Below are 16,913 nucleotides of genomic sequence, written 5' to 3'. Positions count from 1 at the left end.
TGCGGAGGCGTGCCGCTATGTCGCAGCCGCAGTCGCAGACGACTGCGGCTGGCGGTGCGGGCCGGTGGCCGGGGTGCCGCTGGGCGGCGCGGGCCGCGTCAGTGCGCCGGTCACCAGCAGGTACTGGCCGGCCAGGTAGGTCACCATGATGCAGAAGTCGGCGGCGGGCAGCTGCGGCCAGTGGGCCAGGCCGGTGGCGATGAGCGAGTCCGAGAGCAGGAAGAGCCCGCCGCCGAGCCCGGTCCGCAGGCCCGCCGCCATCGAGGTCGCGGCCGTCCCGGCCAGCAGCAGGCTGTAGCCCGCCACGGGAATGCGCAGGCCGGCGTCCAGGTCCGGCCAGAGCAGCGTGATCAGCACGGCCCAGACGATGGCGTACCCACCGAGCGCGAGCTTCCCGCGCAGCCCGCCCGTTCGGACGGCGCCCCCGCGCACGAAGAGGGTGATGTAGCAGACGTGCGCCGCGGCGAAGCCGCCCATGCCGACCAGGAACCAGGCGCCGCCGAACAGCAGCATCGTGTCGCCCAGGCAGGAGGCGAGCACCGCACCGATCAGCAGCCGGGGCGCGCGCGGAGCGACGGCGAGGGCGAGCGCGGGCATCAGCAGCGGCTTGGTCAGATCCTTGGCCAGGCCGAGGCCGAGCAGGGTGGAGCCGAGGTAGAGCGAGCAGAGGAGCAGGTAGCCGAGCAGGCCGCGCCTGATCCGGGGGTCGTTCACGCGGCGGCCTCGGTCGTGAGCGCGGGGGCGGCTGGCGCTGATTCCGCCTCGGCCGGGAGCCAGCCGGGACCGCGGAAGAGGTAGCCCAGGCGGTCGCGCCAGCCGCGCGCCGACGCCAGGTCGTGCCCGATCGAGACGTACTCGTGGGTGGCCACGCGCAGCGGGTTGTAGGTGGAGATGTTCTTGGTGAGCCCGTAGACGGGCTTGCCGGTCTCCGGGGTGAAGCTGCGGAACAGCCGGTCCCAGACGATCAGAATGCCGCCGAAGTTGCGGTCCAGGTAGCCGCCCTGCGAGGCGTGGTGCACGCGGTGGTGCGAGGGCGTGTTGAAGACTAGCTCGATCGGGTGAGGTAGTCGGCCGATCCGCTCCGTGTGGATCCAGAACTGGTAGACCAGGCTCACGGCGGAACAGAAGGCCACCGCCGCGGGGGAGACGCCGAGCAGCACGAGCGGCAGGTAGAAGACGCCGAAGCTGAGGTCGGTCCACGGCTGCCGCAGGGCTGTGGAGAGGTTGTAGTGCCGGCTTGAGTGGTGCACGACGTGTTGCGCCCACAGCAGGCGGACCCGGTGGTTGCTCCGGTGCGACCAGTAGTAACAGAAGTCCTGGGCCAGCAGCATCAGCGGCACCGTCGCCCAGTGGACGCCGATCCGCAGCGGGGTGAGCGCGTAGGCGAGGTTGTAGAGGGCGAAGGCGGGGATCTTCCAGCCCAGATTGGTGAGCAGACTGCCCAGCCCCATGCTCAGGCTGGTCGCGGTGTCCTTGGTGGCGTAGCCGACCTCGTCCTCGTCGGGACGGACGAGAAAGGAGATCAGCTCCACCACCGTGAGCAGGACGAACGCGGGTATGGACCAGAGCACGGGGTCGGGCAGGTTCGGCATAGCGGCAGCGTAGGGGTGGGGGTCCGCGCTGGCTAGAGTTCGTTACCGGTTGGTAGAGGGCTGTCGCTTGCGACGCGTCAGTGCGACGAGGCCCGCGCCGAGGGCGAGCACTCCGGCGCCCGCGCCGAGCAGCAGTGAGGTGTCGTCGCCGCCACCGGTGTGCGCCAGCCCGCCGCCGGTCGTGCCGCCGTTGGACCCACCCCGGAAGGCATGAACGGGAAGGACTCCATGCTTTCCGGGGGCGAAGCGGTCCGGCAACGGCCAGATCGGACTTGTCCGAGTCTGTCCGTCCGGCCTTGTGATGGCGTTAAGGTCCACTTAGGAAGGACCCGTGAGGGACCTTCACCAGACCCGCACGGAAGACCCCTTGGCGAACGCCGGGCTGGTGGCGCCCGCAGGCACCTCGGTCAGCGGCTGCGCGACCTCCTCCACGAGCGGCCCGACCTTCGCCGCGATCGCGTCCAGCGCGTCGAGGTCGAAGTCGTAGACCTTGGCCGCGTTGCCGCCGATCATCGCCGCGACCTCCGGGTACGGCACGCCCGCGAACGCGGTGCGCAGCGCCTCCGTGGTGAACGGGAAGGTTCCCTCGTCGTGCGGGAAGTCGCTGCCCCACATGATCTTGTCCAGGCCGATCCGGTCGCGCAGCGGCACCTCGTGCGCGCGCATGAAGCTCGCGCCCACGAAGCAGTTGCGCTCCCAGGCGGCACGCGGGCCGTCGCCCATCAGGTCCGCCAGCCCCGCGCCGAACTTGGACTCCGCCGTCGCCGCGCGCGTCGCCGCGCCGACCAGCCGCCGGTGGTAGTAGTCCAGCATGTCCAGCACGCCCGGGATCCAGCCCGAGCCCTGCTCCGTGAGGACCAGCCGCAGGTCCGGGTGGCGACGGAACGCGCCGCCGAAGATGAGATGCCACAGCGCCCGGTGGGAGAACCAGGTCGTCTCCACCATGAAGACCGCGCGCGCAGCCGGCTCCTCACCAAGCGTCGGGCTGCCCGAGCCCGCATGGTGGTTGACCGGAACGCCCAGCTCGGCGCAGACCGCCCAGAGCGGGTCGTAGACCTGCGACCACAGCTGCGGCACCGGCGACCCCGGCGGCACGCCCGGCAGCACAAGACCGCCGGTCAGCCCGGCCGCGTGGCAGCGACGCACCTCGGCCACGGCCACGTCCATGTCGTTCAGCAGGATCTGGAACGTCCCGGCCCGGCGGCCCGGCGCCTGCGCGCAGAAGTCCGCCATCCAGCGGTTGTGGGCCTGCAGCCCGGCCCAGCGCAGCTCGAACTCGTCGGCGGTCGGCTGCACGGCTGTCAGCGAGGCGCTGGGGAAGAACGGCGGAACGGTGTTGGGGAAGACGACCTCGGCGACGATGCCGTCCTGCTCCAGCTCGGCGAGTCGCCGGTCGGAGTCCCAGTTGCGGGTGGCCTCGGGGGCCATCAGATCGGTGAAGGGGTTGACGTAGTCGGCGGCCCAGGCGTCGAAGGCCTCGTGGTGGGCGGCCGACAGGTAGGGGCGGTAGTCGAGCAGGTCCGCGCCGGCGTGGCAGTCGGCGGAGACGACGGTGTAGCGCTCGGGATGGTGTCTCGGCTCCTCTTGCTCGCTTTGGTGCTTGCTCACAACGTTCTTCCCTCCGTCGGTGCGGCGGTGCCAAGGAACGGGAAGTCATGGCCCGTCAGCCAGTGGCGGCCGACCTCCCGCGCCGGGGCCCAGGCCGCCTCGACGGCCGACTGGTCCTCGGGCTGGCCGAGGTCGGCCGGCTTCGGGCCGATCCGCTGCGCGATCGGGGCCAGCGCGGCGGTGTCGAAACCGAAGACCTCCGCGCAGGAGAGTCCCAGCATCTGCCGGGCCTCGGCAATGGGGATGTCGTGGAACGTGGTCTTCATCCACTGCCGGGTGTTCGGCCAGGTGCCCTCGGGGTGCGGGAAGTCGCTGCCCCAGCAGATGTTGCCGACACCGATCTCGTACCGGTGGGCCAGCTCGCGGCGCTTGGTGTTGGTCGCCGCGATGAAGCAGTTGCGGTCGACGTAGCTGCTCGGCGCCATCGTCAGTTCCGAGAAGGGCGAGAGCTTCTTGCCGCCGTGCGCGCCGAGGTAGAGCCGGTCCATGAACCAGAGCAGGTTCGGCAGCCACCAGCAGCCCGACTCCGCGACCCCGAAGCGCAGCCCGGGAAAGCGCTCGAACACCCCGGACCAGAGCAGGAACCAGAGCGGCCGGGAGGGCCAGAACGTCACCTCGGTGACGTAGATGCCCAGGTGGTCGCCGTACTCGTGACGCGGCGCGGCGCCGGAGTGGGTGACCACGGGCATCCGCAGCTCCTCGAGCACGGCCCAGACCGGGTCGTAACGACGGTCGTGGTAGGGCTCCTTGTCCACCCACATCGACGGGATCATCACCGCGCGCAGCCCGTCCGCGTGCGCGCGGCGCACCTCGGCGACGACGATGTCGGTGTCGCCGGTGACCGGCAGCAGCGCGACGCCGCAGCGGCGTTCGGGGCTGCCGCCGTCGCGGATGAACTCCGCGAGCCAGCGGTTGTGTGCGCGGGCCCCGGCCATGCCGAGCACCGGGTCCTGGTCGCCGCTGAGCCCGAGGCCGACGCCGAAGGGCGCGGCGGTGGTCGAGTCGACGGCGTCGGCGTCGGGAAAGACGACCTCGCCGGCGACGCCGTCGCCGTCCAGCTCCTTGTCGCGCTGCGCCGCGTCCCAGCCGCCGCGCAGACCCTCCTCGTGGTCGTGGAACCACTTCTGGGCGAAGGCCTCGTTGCGGACGCCGAGGCGCGTCGACTCCTCGCGGCGGGCCTCGGCCTGGGCCAGGAACTCGTCGAAGGCGCGGTGGTGGGCCTGTTCGAGGTAGGGGCGGTACTGCTCGGTCGGCAGCCCGGCGTGGCAGTCGGACGAGATGACCAGATACGGGTCTTCGTAGGACATCTGCGGGTACTCCTTTCTCGGGAGGAGTCCCGGCCGCCCGCCCGCTCGTCGTCCGCGAGGACGGGCGGCGGCAGGCGGCCGAGCGGGGAGGGGATCAGTCGTCTCCGAGGATGAACTTCTCCAGGTACGCCGGGTTGCTTCGGTCGAGCATCGACTGCGAACGGGCCCGGATCTGACGGTCGCTGTGCTCGCTGGGCGGCAGCATCCAGAACTGGTCCGCGCGGATGCCGTCCACGACGACGCCGGCCACGTCCTCGACCGGGGTGAAGTCGATCTTCTGCCCGGCCTGCTCCATCGCCGCCTCCCACTGGGCGAGGCTGCGGTAGGGGGTCTTGCGGGGCCGTTGCTTGGCGAAGCGCTCGGGGCGGTTGCGGTGCGACTCCCACAGGCCGGTGCGGAGCATGTGCGGGCCGGGGAAGAGCACGGACGCGCCGATCGGCACGCCCTCGGCACGCAGGTGCGCGTAGAGCGACTCGGTCATGGTGACCACCGCCGACTTCGTCACCGCGTAGACGGACGCCGTCGGCAGCGGCGCGATGCCGCCGTCCCCGGAGGAGGTGTTGACGATGTGTCCGGGCTCGCCGCCCGCGAGCATGCGCGGCACGAAGGCCTGGATGCCGTGGAAGACGCCCCAGATGTTGACCGCGAAGGCCCATTTCCAGTCGTTGGGCTCGTGCTCCCACATCCGGCCCTCGGCGCCGGAGCCGACGCCCGCGTTGTTGCAGAGCACGTGCACGGCGCCGAAAGCGCGGTAGGCCGCGTCGGCGAGCGCGTCCACGCTGTCGCGCTCGGAGACGTCCGTGAGCTGCCCGATCGCCTCCGCGCCCTGCTCACGCAGGCCGGCCACAGCCTTGTCCAGCGCCCCCTGCTCGACGTCGGCGAGGACGACGCGCAGGCCCTCGGCGGCGAAGCGCTGGGCCATCGCGAGCCCGATGCCGCCGGCCGCGCCGGTGACGACGGCGACCTGTCCCGGTGCGAGCTCCACTCAGGCCTCCGACTGCTGCGCGGCGCCCGCAGGTGCGGGGACGGGTGCGGGTGCGGGTGCGGGGACGGAGTCCAGCACCTGGGCCGGGTCGTCGTAGCGCTGGTGGATGTAGGGGAGCAGCGCCTGGGCACTGACCCGCTCGACGACGCGGCCGCGCTGGTCGGAGGTCTTCTCCCCGATGGTGATCTCCAACAGCTTCCTGACCGGCAGGTCCGCGACCGGGTCGAACGCGGACTCGCGCAGGATCACTTCACCGGCGATGGCCTCCAGTTTGCGCATGCGCTCGTTGCGGGTGCAGTAGACCAGCACCGGGTCCAGATCGAAGCCCTCGCCGTCGACGGCCGGCAGGAACTTGAAGTAGAAGTCCACCTTCTCGACCGGCTCCGGGATCGCCAGCTCACCGCTGACGCGCCCGCGCACCTCGACGAAGTCGACCCCGTGCCGCCCCAGCCGCGCCACGACATCCTCACCCTCGCGCGTGACGGAGACCTCGCCGAGCTTCTTCGGCTCGCCGAACACCTCGCGCCCGCCGATCAGCGCCCGCTCGGTGGTCATCGGCATCACCAGCGGATACCACCCGCTCTGCGCCCCGTGCTGGGCGGCGACCGCGAACGACCCGGCGCCGAGCGGCGTGCCGAAGATGTCGACCTGACTGATGTTCACCCGCACCAGCGGCCGCTCGGCCGGCTTCAGCGGCGCGGGCAGCACCTGCGCGACCGCGTCCGGGTCACTCTCCCAGACGGCCACCACGCCGGTGGACCAGATGTCGGGCAGGACCGATCGGGCGTCCCTCGCTGCCTGGATCTCGGCCTCGGTGCGGGGTCCGTAGCGTACGCGTGCCATGGCGGTGCCGTCCCTTCGCTCGGTGCGGGGTGTGGTCCGTTCGACGGATGCTGCAGGGCTGCGTCCGTGCGTCTGTAACGGTGTTACTCCGAACCGCGCGAAGGGTAAATACTCATGACAGAGATTCAGTAGGGATCAGCGGAGTCGGACCCGTCGGGCACTCGAGCGCCCCGTCAGTTGAGTGCCGGCCTCGCCGCTGCCCGGCGCTGGGCGGCGGCGAGCACCAGGGAGGCCGCGGAGGCCAGCAGCGCCGCCACGATCACCGCCGTCCAGCCGCGTCGGAAGGCGTCCAGTGCGGCCTGCGGTCCGTGCGGGGCGCCGATCAGACTGATCGTCAGCGCCACTCCCACCACCGCGCCGATCTGCCGGGCCATCGTGGTGACCGCCGAGCCCGTGGCGAAGCGGGTGGGCGGCAGCGCCGCTGCGGCGGACCCGATCAGCGTGGGCAGCGTCAGTCCCACGCCCAGGCCGGTGAGCAGCATCCCGGGCAGCAGTTCGGTGGCGTAGCCGGGCCGGACGTCGATGGTGACCGCCCACCAGCCGATGCCCGCAGCGAACAGCAGGGTACCGAGCGCGGCCAGCCGCCCGGGGCCGAGCCTGCGCACCAGCGCGGCGCTGCCCAGCGCGACCGGCGGCACCAGCAGCGGGCCCGGGGCGATGGCCAGCCCGGTGCGCAGCGCCGAGTACCCCCATGCCTGCTGGCACCACAGGACCGAGGTCAGCAGCATCCCGGCGAAGGCGACGGTGAACAGCAGGGCGGCGGTGTTGGCCGCAGCGAAGCTGGGCACCCGCAGCAGCGGCAGTTCGACGATGGGAGCGGGGTGGCGTGCCGAGCGGCGCAGGAACCAGCCGGTCAGCAGGACGGCCGCGAGCAGGCCACCCAGGACCCGGGCTGAGCCCCAGCCCCAGTCGTCGCCCTTGACCAGGGCCACGGCGAGAGCGGCGATCGCGGCGGTGAGGAGTCCCGCGCCGAACAGGTCCGGCAGCGGTCCGTCCTCCTTGCCGCGCAGCATGGGCAGCACGCGGGCGCCGACGGCGATGGCGGCTGCGCCGACCGGGACGTTCGTGATGAACACCCACCGCCAGTCGGCCTGGACCAGCAGTCCGCCGAGGACCGGTCCGAGCCCGGCGGCGATTCCGCCGATCGAGGCCCAGGCCCGAATGGCGCCGGGGCGCTCGGCCGGGGGAGTGGCGTCCAGCAGCAGCGCGAGGGAGGTCGGCATCAGTGCGGCGGCGCCCGCCGCCTGGACCACCCGGGCGGCGTCGAGCCAGCCGACGGCCGGGGCGAGCGCGCAGAGTGCGGAGGCAAGGGTGAAGACGGCCAGCCCGGCGAGGAACACCCGCCGGTGTCCGATCCGGTCCGCCAGCCGTCCGGCGGCCACCAGCAGGGCGGCGAAGACGATGGCGTAGCCGTTCAGCACCCAGGAGAGGGTGGCCAGGCTGCTGCCATGGAAGTGCCGCTGCATCGCCGGAAGGGCGACGTTGACGATGAACAGGTCGAGGTTCGAGACGAACACCGCGGCGGCTACCACGAGGAGCGCGGCCCGACGGCGCGGCCGGGCCTGGTCGGCAGGATCGGACACGGACACTGGGTTTGATATTCCAACTATCTCCACGTTGCGGAACGCTAGCGGTAGTGAGTCTGAAAGCACAACCCTCTATGGCAGGCGGGTGGAGTGACCCACCACGCCCCCAACCACACGGTCCGGGCCCGCGCGCTGCACGCCTGCCTCCGCCGGCGCAACGCCAACGCCCGCCACCGCGACGTCCTGGCCGCCCAGCGCCGCGAGCGCGCCCGTATCCGCAGCGAGAAAGGCATCCGCTGGGGCGGACGGCCCCTCTCGACTGCGGCGTGACTTGGCGGACAGGTCAACGAGGGAACGACCCGACCGACGTTCCCTTCAGGAACTGCCCGGTGCTGCTAGGGCTGGAACAGTTTCCACTGCCCCTCGGAGACGACCTGGGCGGCGCCGTCGACCACCTTGATGGCGGTCTCGTCGTCGATCGCATACGTCGGCGCGGGAATCCGTGCCGCCCACCTCTCCGCGTTGGCCAAGGAGGCGTCGGGGTGGTTCGGATTCTCCAGGTGGGGGATCACCGCGAAGTCGACGAGTCCTGCTCCCTGTCCCGTGACCAGGATTCTGTCGATGTCACCCTGAGGCGTGGCGAAGACGATGTCCTCCGACCTCAACGGTCCATCGGTCCCGCGGGGCGGTTCGGGGTAGGTCTCGACAAAGGTGGAGGCAACAGCCATGCTCCCGGCGCTCACTCCCACGTAGACCGCCTCGGAGCGCAGCGTCGGCAGCAGGCCGGTCAAACCGGAGCGCCGCATCCAGTTGGCGAGAAACAGGGGGTCGCCGCCCCATACCAGCAGTGCGTCGGCGGCCTGGACCGTCGGCACCCAAGCAGCCTCCTCGATGCTCGGCAGCGCCGTCAGCTCCAGGATCCCCAACGATTTCCAACCCAGCCCGCACAACGGCGATGGACCCTCACCGGAGATCGCCCGCCACGCCATGCCGGGCCCGCCGGGGAAGGGGTAGATGGCGGTGGGGATGAACAGGGCGTTGGACTCGGCGATGGGTTTGCCCAGCAGGTCGACCAGCGCGTCGTGGATGCTGCCGTTCTTGATCCCGGACGACGTGAGGAGTGCTCTCATGTGCCTACCTTCCCGAGTTGCCTACTGCGGAGGACTCGCTGCGCCCCGAACCTCGCTGGACCTGCGCTTGGGTCAGACACAGACCGATCCTGGCGGTGCGATGCATCACCCGAACATCGGTCAGATCACGACAACGAGACACTCCGACACCATAAAACCCAGGTACGACACAACCCGGCGAACGTAACCGGTCCTCCCTGCTTCGTGGCCTTCCAGGAGACCGACCGACTGCCTGAGCGTCCCGGTCACGCCTGGGTTGAGAACGTCCGGCGACAGCTCGCCTTAGGTAAGACCTTCGGCCGGGTGCGGATCGTGGACCAGCCGCTGACCCACAGCCAGCGGTTCCTGCTCGCCGGTGTACTGGAGAGCGCGGAGGACATCCGCGTCCTGCCCAGAGGCAAGGCCAAGGGAGCTGAAGCCGCTGGACGAGGACGTGTGGCTCCTCGACTCTAAGACCATCGCCCGCATGGTCTTCGACGACCAGGACCACACGCTCAGCGTGGAGGTCGCCGCGGATCCCGCAGAAGTGATCCGTATCTGCCAGATCCGGGACGCCGCCCAGCATTTCACCGTTCCAGCGCGTGAGTTCGCGGCGACACTACCGCCGGAGGCGTGACCACCGACTTCCAGCGGGCGAGGACCGCCTTCGGGGCTCGGCTCCTGGAGCTGCGCACCGACGTTGGGCTCCCTCGCCTCGCTCGCGCAGGCGATCCCCCCGTAGCTCATGTCTATGCGGAGCGCTTGCGGGCCAGTTCCTTCCCCTCCAGGGGCAGTGCCTCGGCGACCAGCGGTCGCGGCAGCAGGTCTGGTTCCAGGGTCATCGCGCGGAAGACGAGCGCGACGGTCACGTCGTGGTCGGGCCGGTGCACGATCTCGATCGGGTCAGCTGCGCGGATATCGCCGGGCTCGATCACGCGCAGATATGCGCCGGGCCGTGCGGCCTGCGTGAACCGCCTGATCCAGCCGTCGCGCTCCAGCCAGCCCTGGAAGGTGGCACACGGGATCCGCGCGCACGACACCTCCAGGACGACATCCGACCCGATCCGCCAACGCTCCCCGATCAGGGCGCCGTTGACGTCCACGCCCACAGTCGTGAGGTTCTCCCCGAAGACGCCGTTGTGAAGCGGCCTGCCCAACTCGCCCTCCCAGCCGTCGAGGTCCTCGCGCGCGTAGGCGTAGACGGCCTGGTCGACGCCGCCGTGGTGCTTCACGTCGTACACCCGATCGCCAAGGAGACCGACCTCACCGGTGCCCTTGGGGCCAGGCGCGCTGACGGCGACTGGGCCGTCGACAGGCTGCTTGTCGATGCCCGTCGCGCTCAGGCCCTTCCACGGGTTCGGCCGGGGCCTGCCAACATTGACGGAGAGCAGCTTCATGGCGGGTGACGGTACGGACCCATCAACGCCGCCGCGACCCATTTCCCAGCCATGCGGCACATCGCCATGCTGGCCCTCTACCTCTGAACCCCTTGGAATCGATCATCCAGTCGCCGCTGTTCCACCACGCGCAGCCCGGGCCGTGCGGGAGCTGCGGGAATTGGTTGCGGCGAGCAGCCTGCCCGCGATCGGTCCGTAGGCGTCGGATCGGGCAAGTTGGCGCAGCCTGCGACGGCGAGCAGCGTAGCGGCCGTGGTGAAGGTGACGGTTCGACGCATGCCCGGACTGTGCCAGCGGCAAGACGGTGATCGTGCAGCAATGCCCGGACTGTGATGAGGCGTTCGACTTCCCGGCCGTTCTGGCCGACGCGGTCTCCCGCTCGATCGGGAGCCGGTGCGATAGTGGCCGGGTGGATGAGTGGAAGCAGTGCTGGCGCTGCAAGCGCACGGTTCCAGAGGTGGAGATCTTCCACCACCAGGGGTGCTGCGGCAGGTGCGCTGGAGAGATTGACCGGGCGGTGTCGCGCTCCTCGGGGTCCAGTGGCGGGGGTTCCGGCGCTGGCCTGTTCCTGATCGTGGTCGCGGTGATCGTCTTTCTCATCCTGATCGCTGGCTGAACCGGCAGGAGCTCGGCTGGAGAACTCCAGCCGAGCGCCTGCGTGATCTACTGACGACCACGTAGGTCATCAGGTGGTGCGAGGACCCCAAGAATCCGCCCCATCGGCATCGGGGGCATCGTCGCCTCTGCGTCGCCTGCCTACGGCCACTCATCCGCCAGCGCGTCGACGAGATCGTCGAACTCGTCATCGGAGAGAGACTGAGTGCCGCCCTGATCGTCGTGCTCCTCGAAGAGGTCGAGGTCGTCCTCGGCGTCGGGGTTTTGCGGGGTGATGCCGTTCTGCGGCATGATGCGCTCCCTTGTCTCGCGGATCGGGGATTGGGTGCGCGCCCAGCTCAGCAGCGGTGGACGGCAGATGCGCGTCGTCGCGTCCGTTCGGGTGGGTCACGGACCGTCGCCGCCACCCGCGCCCCGGACGCCGGCCGCATCATGCTCGGGCGCCGGCCACACGTTGCGAGGAGACGCCCGATCAGCGCAGCACCCGCTGATCGCCCGGCCGGCCAACCCCGAGGGAGCTGCGCTCGAGGGCGGTCTCCGGCGCGGCCGTCGGCGCGCGGCGAGCGGTGCGTTGGGTGGCCGCGATGGAGGCGAGGACCAGGAGGGCCGCCACAGGGGCCGCTGCAGGGATCGGTTCGTCGAGCAGGAGGGCTGCCCAGACGAGGGTCAGCAAGGGCTGTGCCAGCTGGAGTTGGCTGGCGCGCGGGACGCCGATCGCGGCCATGCCCCGGTACCAGAGCACGAAGCCGCCGAACTGCGAGATGCCCGCCAGGTACAGGACGCCGACCACCGCGTGGCCGGTGACGTGCACAGGCTCGCGGGGGAGGGTGAGCGCGGTGGTGAGCGCGGTCGCCGGGAGCGCGGCGAGGACGGCCCAGGCGATGACCTGCCAGCCGGGGAGTTCGCGGGCCAGGCGGCCTCCCTCCGCGTAGCCCGCCGCGCAGAGCAGCAGCGCACCGAAGAGGTAGAGGTCGGCCCTGCTCGGCGCGCCGCCGTGTTGGAGGAGGGCGAAGGCGACCACGACGCTTGCGCCCGCGCCCGCCGCCGCCCAGAAGCGTCGTGGCTGCCCGTTGCGGCCCCGCAGCGCCGCGCACGCGGCGGTGGCCAGCGGCAACAGGCCGATGACGACGGCGGAGTGGGCGGTGGTGGAGGTCTGCAGCGCCAGCGTCGTCAGCACGGGGAAGCCCACCACGCAGCCCGCGCCCACGACAAGCAGTCCGGGCCAGAGCCGCCGCGCAGGCAGCCGGGCGCCACTCAGAGCCAGGCAGACGCCCGCGAGCAGCGCGGCCAGCACGCCGCGCAGGCCGACCGTGCTCCACGGGCCGAAACCGCGCAGGGCCCAGTTCGTGGCCGGGAAGGAGAGGGAGAACAGGGCGACCGCGCCGAATGCCTGGAGGGTGCCGGCTGTGTTGACCGCTATCGGCCTGCTAGCAATAGCGCTATCGTGTGCCTTCATGAACAACGGTAGCAGTGTGGCTGAGCTCGCCGAAACCCTGCGGCTTCAGTGGGATCGCTACCCGAGTGGTGAGAAGCTGCCGTCGAGCCGACTGCTGATGGAACAGCACCGCGTCAGCCCGGTGACCGTCTCCCGCGCGATCGCGCTCCTCGCCGCCGAGGGGCTGGTGATCGCCCGCCCGGGTGCCGGCGTTTTCCGGGCGGAGCGGCCGCGCACACGCGCGGCGGCGGGGGACGTGTCCTGGCAGGAGGTGACACTCAGCGCCCACGGCGCGAGTGGAGCGCCGCTCGCCGAAGCTACCGGCGTCCTCGCCACACTGACCGTGCCGCCGGTCGATGTGATCGACCTCAACAGCGGCTACCCGCACGCCTCACTGCTGCCCGAGCGCGGGCTCGCCGACGCGCTCGCACGAGCCGGACGCCGTCCTGGCGCGTGGAGCAGGCCGCCGGTCGAGGGACTGGCCGAGCTGCGGGCCTGGTTCGCCCGCGAGATCGGCGGCCCCGAGGGTGGTCTGGCCGCCTCCGACGTGCTGATCGCGGCAGGAGGCCAGAGCGCGCTCACCGTCGCACTGCGCTCGCTGGCCCCGCCCGGAGCGCCCGTGCTGGTGGAGTCGCCGACGTACCCCGGCATTCTCGCCGTGGCGCGGGCGGCGGGCCTGCGCCCGGTGCCGGTACCGGTCGACGGGGAGGGGCTCCGCACCGACTTGCTCGCCCACGCGTTCACCACGACCGGCGCGCGGCTGCTCGTCTGCCAACCGCTCTTCCAGAACCCGACCGGGGTCACGCTCTCCGACCGCCGCCGCGCCGAGGTGCTCGAACTCGCCCGCGCGGCAGGCGCGTTCGTCGTGGAGGACGACTACGCCCGGCTGCTCGCCCACGCCGACGCACCCGCCCTGCCGCGCCCGCTCGCCGCCGACGATCCGGACGGCGTGGTCGTGCACGTCCGCTCGCTCACCAAGGCCGCCTCGCCGAGCCTGCGTATCGCCGCCGTGATCGCGCGTGGACCGGCCTACGAGCGGCTGCGTGCGACCCAGGCGGTCGACAGCTTCTTCGTCTCCAGACCCCTGCAGGAGGCGACCCTCGAACTCGTCTCCTCCCCGGCCTGGTCCCGTCACCTGCGCACACTCGGCGTCGGCCTCCGTGACCGCCGCCAGACGCTCGCCACGGCCCTGGCTCAGCACCTCCCCGCACTGCCACCCGCGCCTCTCGCCGCCGGCGGATATCTGGCCTGGCTCCGCCTCCCGCACGGATCGGACGAGAGCGCCCTGGTCTCGGCGGCTCTGCGCGCCGGCGTGGGCGTCACCCCCGGCGCGCCCTACTTCGCGGCCGAGCCGCCGGAACCGCACCTGCGGCTGAGTCATGTGGCGGCGGTGAGCAGCAGTCAGCTGGCCGAAGGCGTCGCGCGGCTGGCCGCCGCATGGGCGGCGACCTCCGCGCTCTGAAGGGATCGGGCGGGCCCGCCCACCCCCGCCCGAGGTGCGCGGATCGGCCGTGCAGTCAGTCGTCGAGATGGAGCATCGCCGCGCCGGACGAGGTAGAAGAAGCGGGTTGCTCGTCCCAGTGGGTCAGGGTGCTCCTCTGGGCTCGTGTGCGCGCGGATCTCGGCGACGGCGGTCAGCCGGCGGTGGAAGGAGTGATTCGGTCGGCAGCCGCCTGGGCGGTTGCCGGCTCCTGGACCGGTTCCGTCCGGCTGGTCGACACGATCCGGCGCAGTCGGCCGTCGGGTGCGAGCTCGCCGAACATCCAGATCGTGGAGACCAGGACCGGGCCCTTCCGCATTGTCGTGCGCAGCGTGTACCGGGCGGCGACGTGGTTTCCCTGGACGAGGGTGTCGTGGATGTCCAGGGTCAATGCGGTGACGTTCTTTCGCGCGGGGCCGGTGTGCGCGATCAGCCTCTCCCGGTCGAGCAGGATCCCGTCGTTGAGCTGCTCGAACGCCGGCACGTGGTAGCGGTCGAAGGCGAGTTCGGCGGGTTCCTCGCCGAAGACAGCCTCGGTGGGGTAGTCGCGCAGGTAGCCGGCGAGATCCTCGGCGGGCGTCGCGTTCATGCGTGATTCCCGGCGGTCGTGGCGGTCGGGGCCGGGGCGATCCAGCCCTCGATCTGTTCGACGGCGGCCATCGCACCGTAGGCGAGCAGCCGGAGCAGGTCCGCGTCCGAGCCGGGGGCCGTCGGATCCGCCGCGCGCCAGGACGCGACGTCCGCGTCGGTCAGGCGGTAGGGCGCGAGCGCGGCCAGGAGCGCCAGCCGCGCGGCGGGACGCTCCGCCGTCGGCAGATCGGACAGTGGTGCGTCCAGCCAGGCTGTGGCCGCGAGCGGCGCGTGGGCGCCGTCCCACGCGCCGATCGTCGCCGAGACGCGGGCCAGGGCCTCCGGCGAGAGCAGTTCGCTGCCCGCCCCGGCGATCGAGCGCAGCGTGGCGTAGGCGACGCCGATGGGGGAGTCGCCGGCCCAGGCGGGCGGCGTCGAGGTGGGGAGTCCGGTCAGTACCTCCAGTCCCGGCCCCGGCCGCAGGGCGCGGCGTGCGGTGCGCCGTACGGCCAGGCCGGCGACGCGGCGCAGCAGCGCCGAGCGGCGCAGCGGTTGTGGGACGAGGGCCTCCTCGTCGAGCAACGAGGTGACCATGCGGTTGATGAAATGGCTGACCAGGACGGTGCCGAGGAACTCGGCGGCCTGCTCGGCCGGGTAGGGCGGCTCGGCGAGGGCCGTGTCACCGGGGGTGCGGGTGGCTCCGGCCCAGGCGAGAACCGCGGCGCCTCCGGTGTCCGCCGGGACCGCGCCACGCCGGGCCGCCTCGGCGAGGTCATGGGCGCCGGTCCCGTGGATGAGAAGGGCGTGCGCCTCCGCGCAGAAGGGGCAGCGGTTGGCGTAGGCGACGGCGCCCGCCGCCGCCTCCTTCGCTGCGCGCGGGGTGCTGCCCGCCAGTTCGGCCTCGCGCAGCAACGCCCAGGTGGCGGCGAGTAGTTCGGGCGCGGGCGACAGGCTCATCAGCGGGCCGTCGGCGAGCAGGAACTCGGCGCGCATCCGGCGGTAGACGTCGGCGACCAGGCCGGTGGCGGCATCCTTGCGGACGGCGGGTGCGAAGCGATAGGGCGTCGGCATGAAAGTCCCCGTTTCCTGGGGCCGGAAGCCGCATTGCGACTCTGAGTTGCGATAGCTTGAGCGTGCCACGCCCCTGCCTCTAATGCAACTAGGAGTTGCGATGCAGCACGACCCGACGCGCCGCCCCACGATCGGACGTGGGGCCAAGGTGCGCGCGGCCGTGCTCGCTGCGACCGTGGACGAACTCCTCGAGCGCGGCTACGCCACCTTGACGATCGACCAGATCGCGCAGCGGGCAGGCGTGCACAAGACCACCGTCTACCGGCGCTGGAGCGACCTCGACACCCTCGTCGTCGACGCGTTGACCGGCCACATCGCCCCGGACATCCCCATCCCCGACACCGGCGACATCGCCGAGGACCTGCGCCTACTCGCACGCGGCCTGGTCGCCTGGATCAACAGCCCGAGCGGTCGCGCCGTGCTCGCGGTCATGCTCTCCGACGCCGGGGGTCGGATCCCGGAGCTCGCCGAAGGGCGGCGTCGCATCTTCCACGACCGCATCGAACGGGCGCGGCCGGTCGTCACCCGCGCCGTCGAGCGCGGCGAGCTGCCACCGGGCACAGACGCCGCCGAGCTCATCAAGGACCTCGCCGCGCCCGTGTACTTCCGTGTCCTGATCACCGGCGAACCGGTCGACGAGCGCACCGCCGACCGCGCGGCGGCGATGGCCCTCGTGGCGGCCCGATCCGCGTGATCACCTACGGGTAGCTCGGCTGCAAGAGGGGGAGCACTTTTTGGACTTGCAGGTCCAATTTGTTCGTCACAGGATGGCGCTCGGCCCTGCCTTTCCAGGGCCCCGGCCGGTCGAACGCCGTGTGGTTCGGCCGTGCGGTTCGTAGCGGAGACCGAAGCAGCGGAGTGGACCATGTCGATGCGCCTTGAGGGCAAGAGCGCCCTGGTGACCGGAGCAACCAGCAACATCGGACGGGCGATCGCGGAGGCGTTCGCCGCCGAGGGGGCGCACGTCGTCGTCTCGGGCCGCAGCGCCGGACGCGGGAAGGAGGTCGTCGACGGCATCCGCACCCGAGGCGGCCGCGCCGACTTCGTGCAGGCCGACCTGGACGGCAGCGCCGCCGCCTCGCAGGCACTGGCCCGGGAGGCGACGCGGGTCCTCGGCGGCCGCATCGACGTCTTGGTCAACAACGCTGGCATCTTCCCCGGAGACGCCACGGCGGCCACCGATGAGACGACCTTCGACCAGGTTTACGCGGTCAACGTGAAAGCCCCGTTCTTCCTCACCGCAGCCGTCGCACCCGCCATGGCGGAGGCCGGCAGCGGAGCGATCATCAACCTGGGCTCCTGGATCGCGCGCCTCGGCATTCCGATCGGCGCCCTCTACAGCTCCACCAAGGGAGCCATCGAGACCCTGACCCGG

General features: G+C 71.5%; 20 protein-coding genes and 1 pseudogene. 7 read left to right on the top strand and 14 right to left on the bottom strand.

Going from position 1 to position 16,913, the window contains the following annotated elements:
- Positions 1 to 15 precede the first annotated feature (15 nt).
- The 8 genes from ABIA32_RS27145 to ABIA32_RS27110 form a co-directional block, all read right to left on the bottom strand.
- The gene (locus ABIA32_RS27145) at positions 16 to 714 is read right to left on the bottom strand and encodes a lysoplasmalogenase (RefSeq protein ID WP_370100795.1); all 699 of its coding nucleotides are present in this window, start codon (positions 712 to 714) and stop codon (positions 16 to 18) included.
- The gene (locus ABIA32_RS27140) at positions 711 to 1,592 is read right to left on the bottom strand and encodes a sterol desaturase family protein (protein WP_370100792.1); all 882 of its coding nucleotides are present in this window, start codon (positions 1,590 to 1,592) and stop codon (positions 711 to 713) included. Before ABIA32_RS27140 ends, ABIA32_RS27145 begins: the two co-directional genes overlap by 4 nt.
- 42 nt (positions 1,593 to 1,634) lie before the next feature.
- Positions 1,635 to 1,850, bottom strand: a complete 216-nt coding sequence (locus ABIA32_RS27135; protein WP_370100790.1) for an LPXTG cell wall anchor domain-containing protein — start codon at positions 1,848 to 1,850, stop codon at positions 1,635 to 1,637.
- Positions 1,851 to 1,934: 84 nt separating this feature from the next.
- A complete protein-coding gene (locus tag ABIA32_RS27130) occupies positions 1,935 to 3,200 on the bottom strand; it encodes an amidohydrolase family protein (protein ID WP_370100788.1) in 1,266 nt (421 codons plus the stop codon).
- A complete protein-coding gene (locus tag ABIA32_RS27125; RefSeq protein WP_370100785.1) occupies positions 3,197 to 4,507 on the bottom strand; it encodes an amidohydrolase family protein in 1,311 nt (436 codons plus the stop codon). The genes ABIA32_RS27130 and ABIA32_RS27125 overlap by 4 nt, the downstream gene beginning before the upstream one ends.
- A 94-nt stretch (positions 4,508 to 4,601) precedes the next feature.
- On the bottom strand, positions 4,602 to 5,492 hold the full coding sequence (locus ABIA32_RS27120; RefSeq protein ID WP_370100782.1) for an SDR family NAD(P)-dependent oxidoreductase: 891 nt from the start codon (positions 5,490 to 5,492) through the stop codon (positions 4,602 to 4,604).
- Positions 5,493 to 6,335: an acetoacetate decarboxylase family protein gene (locus ABIA32_RS27115; RefSeq protein WP_370100779.1), complete on the bottom strand. Its 843-nt coding sequence runs from the start codon at positions 6,333 to 6,335 to the stop codon at positions 5,493 to 5,495.
- Positions 6,336 to 6,508: 173 nt separating this feature from the next.
- Positions 6,509 to 7,918 carry an MFS transporter gene (locus ABIA32_RS27110; protein WP_370100776.1) on the bottom strand — a complete coding sequence of 470 codons (1,410 nt, stop codon included), beginning with the start codon at positions 7,916 to 7,918 and terminating at the stop codon, positions 6,509 to 6,511.
- Positions 7,919 to 8,023: 105 nt separating this feature from the next.
- On the opposite strand from ABIA32_RS27110, the pseudogene ABIA32_RS27105 reads away from it, so the two are divergent.
- Positions 8,024 to 8,191: pseudogene (locus tag ABIA32_RS27105) on the top strand (IS630 family transposase); the annotation flags it as partial.
- A 65-nt stretch (positions 8,192 to 8,256) separates the two neighbouring features.
- On the opposite strand, the gene ABIA32_RS27100 reads toward ABIA32_RS27105, so the two are convergent.
- Positions 8,257 to 8,991: a Type 1 glutamine amidotransferase-like domain-containing protein gene (locus ABIA32_RS27100; protein WP_370100773.1), complete on the bottom strand. Its 735-nt coding sequence runs from the start codon at positions 8,989 to 8,991 to the stop codon at positions 8,257 to 8,259.
- Between the two features lie 204 nt (positions 8,992 to 9,195).
- On the opposite strand from ABIA32_RS27100, the gene ABIA32_RS27095 reads away from it, so the two are divergent.
- Both ABIA32_RS27095 and ABIA32_RS27090 read left to right on the top strand, forming a co-directional pair.
- Complete coding sequence (locus tag ABIA32_RS27095; protein WP_370100771.1) at positions 9,196 to 9,444, top strand: DUF6879 family protein; 249 nt, start codon at positions 9,196 to 9,198, stop codon at positions 9,442 to 9,444.
- 13 nt (positions 9,445 to 9,457) lie between these two features.
- Positions 9,458 to 9,607: a hypothetical protein gene (locus tag ABIA32_RS27090; protein ID WP_370100768.1), complete on the top strand. Its 150-nt coding sequence runs from the start codon at positions 9,458 to 9,460 to the stop codon at positions 9,605 to 9,607.
- Between the two features lie 112 nt (positions 9,608 to 9,719).
- On the opposite strand, the gene ABIA32_RS27085 is transcribed toward ABIA32_RS27090, so the two are convergent.
- Complete coding sequence (locus ABIA32_RS27085; protein ID WP_370100765.1) at positions 9,720 to 10,367, bottom strand: MOSC domain-containing protein; 648 nt, start codon at positions 10,365 to 10,367, stop codon at positions 9,720 to 9,722.
- Positions 10,368 to 10,671: 304 nt separating this feature from the next.
- On the opposite strand from ABIA32_RS27085, the gene ABIA32_RS27080 reads away from it, so the two are divergent.
- A complete protein-coding gene (locus ABIA32_RS27080; RefSeq protein ID WP_370100762.1) occupies positions 10,672 to 10,983 on the top strand; it encodes a hypothetical protein in 312 nt (103 codons plus the stop codon).
- 140 nt (positions 10,984 to 11,123) lie between these two features.
- Here ABIA32_RS27080 and ABIA32_RS27075 read toward each other — a convergent pair whose 3' ends face one another.
- The gene (locus ABIA32_RS27075) at positions 11,124 to 11,273 is read right to left on the bottom strand and encodes a hypothetical protein (protein WP_370100760.1); all 150 of its coding nucleotides are present in this window, start codon (positions 11,271 to 11,273) and stop codon (positions 11,124 to 11,126) included.
- 181 nt (positions 11,274 to 11,454) lie between these two features.
- Positions 11,455 to 12,438, bottom strand: coding sequence for a DMT family transporter (locus ABIA32_RS27070; RefSeq protein ID WP_370100757.1), 984 nt, complete (start codon positions 12,436 to 12,438; stop codon positions 11,455 to 11,457).
- On the opposite strand from ABIA32_RS27070, the gene ABIA32_RS27065 reads away from it, so the two are divergent.
- Positions 12,437 to 13,879: a PLP-dependent aminotransferase family protein gene (locus tag ABIA32_RS27065; RefSeq protein WP_370100754.1), complete on the top strand. Its 1,443-nt coding sequence runs from the start codon at positions 12,437 to 12,439 to the stop codon at positions 13,877 to 13,879. The two genes, ABIA32_RS27070 and ABIA32_RS27065, sit on opposite strands and share 2 nt — an antisense overlap.
- 172 nt (positions 13,880 to 14,051) lie before the next feature.
- Here ABIA32_RS27065 and ABIA32_RS27060 read toward each other — a convergent pair whose 3' ends face one another.
- Together ABIA32_RS27060 and ABIA32_RS27055 are read right to left on the bottom strand one after the other, a co-directional pair.
- The gene (locus tag ABIA32_RS27060) at positions 14,052 to 14,486 is read right to left on the bottom strand and encodes a hypothetical protein (protein ID WP_370100751.1); all 435 of its coding nucleotides are present in this window, start codon (positions 14,484 to 14,486) and stop codon (positions 14,052 to 14,054) included.
- Positions 14,483 to 15,538, bottom strand: coding sequence for a DNA-binding protein (locus tag ABIA32_RS27055; protein ID WP_370100748.1), 1,056 nt, complete (start codon positions 15,536 to 15,538; stop codon positions 14,483 to 14,485). The genes ABIA32_RS27060 and ABIA32_RS27055 overlap by 4 nt, the downstream gene beginning before the upstream one ends.
- A gap of 100 nt (positions 15,539 to 15,638) precedes the next feature.
- Here ABIA32_RS27055 and ABIA32_RS27050 point away from each other — a divergent pair, with 100 nt between their 5' ends.
- Positions 15,639 to 16,232, top strand: coding sequence for a TetR/AcrR family transcriptional regulator (locus ABIA32_RS27050; RefSeq protein ID WP_370100745.1), 594 nt, complete (start codon positions 15,639 to 15,641; stop codon positions 16,230 to 16,232).
- Between the two features lie 171 nt (positions 16,233 to 16,403).
- Positions 16,404 to 16,913, top strand: a 510-nt coding sequence (locus ABIA32_RS27045; RefSeq protein ID WP_370100743.1) for an SDR family NAD(P)-dependent oxidoreductase, incomplete at its 3' end; no start/stop codon positions are given.

The sequence above is a fragment of the Streptacidiphilus sp. MAP12-20 genome, assembly GCF_041262525.1.
In the GTDB taxonomy this organism is placed as follows: domain Bacteria; phylum Actinomycetota; class Actinomycetes; order Streptomycetales; family Streptomycetaceae; genus Streptacidiphilus.
The sequence above is the reverse complement of the archived record's forward strand: the minus strand, read 5'-3'. Positions and strand labels throughout refer to the sequence as shown.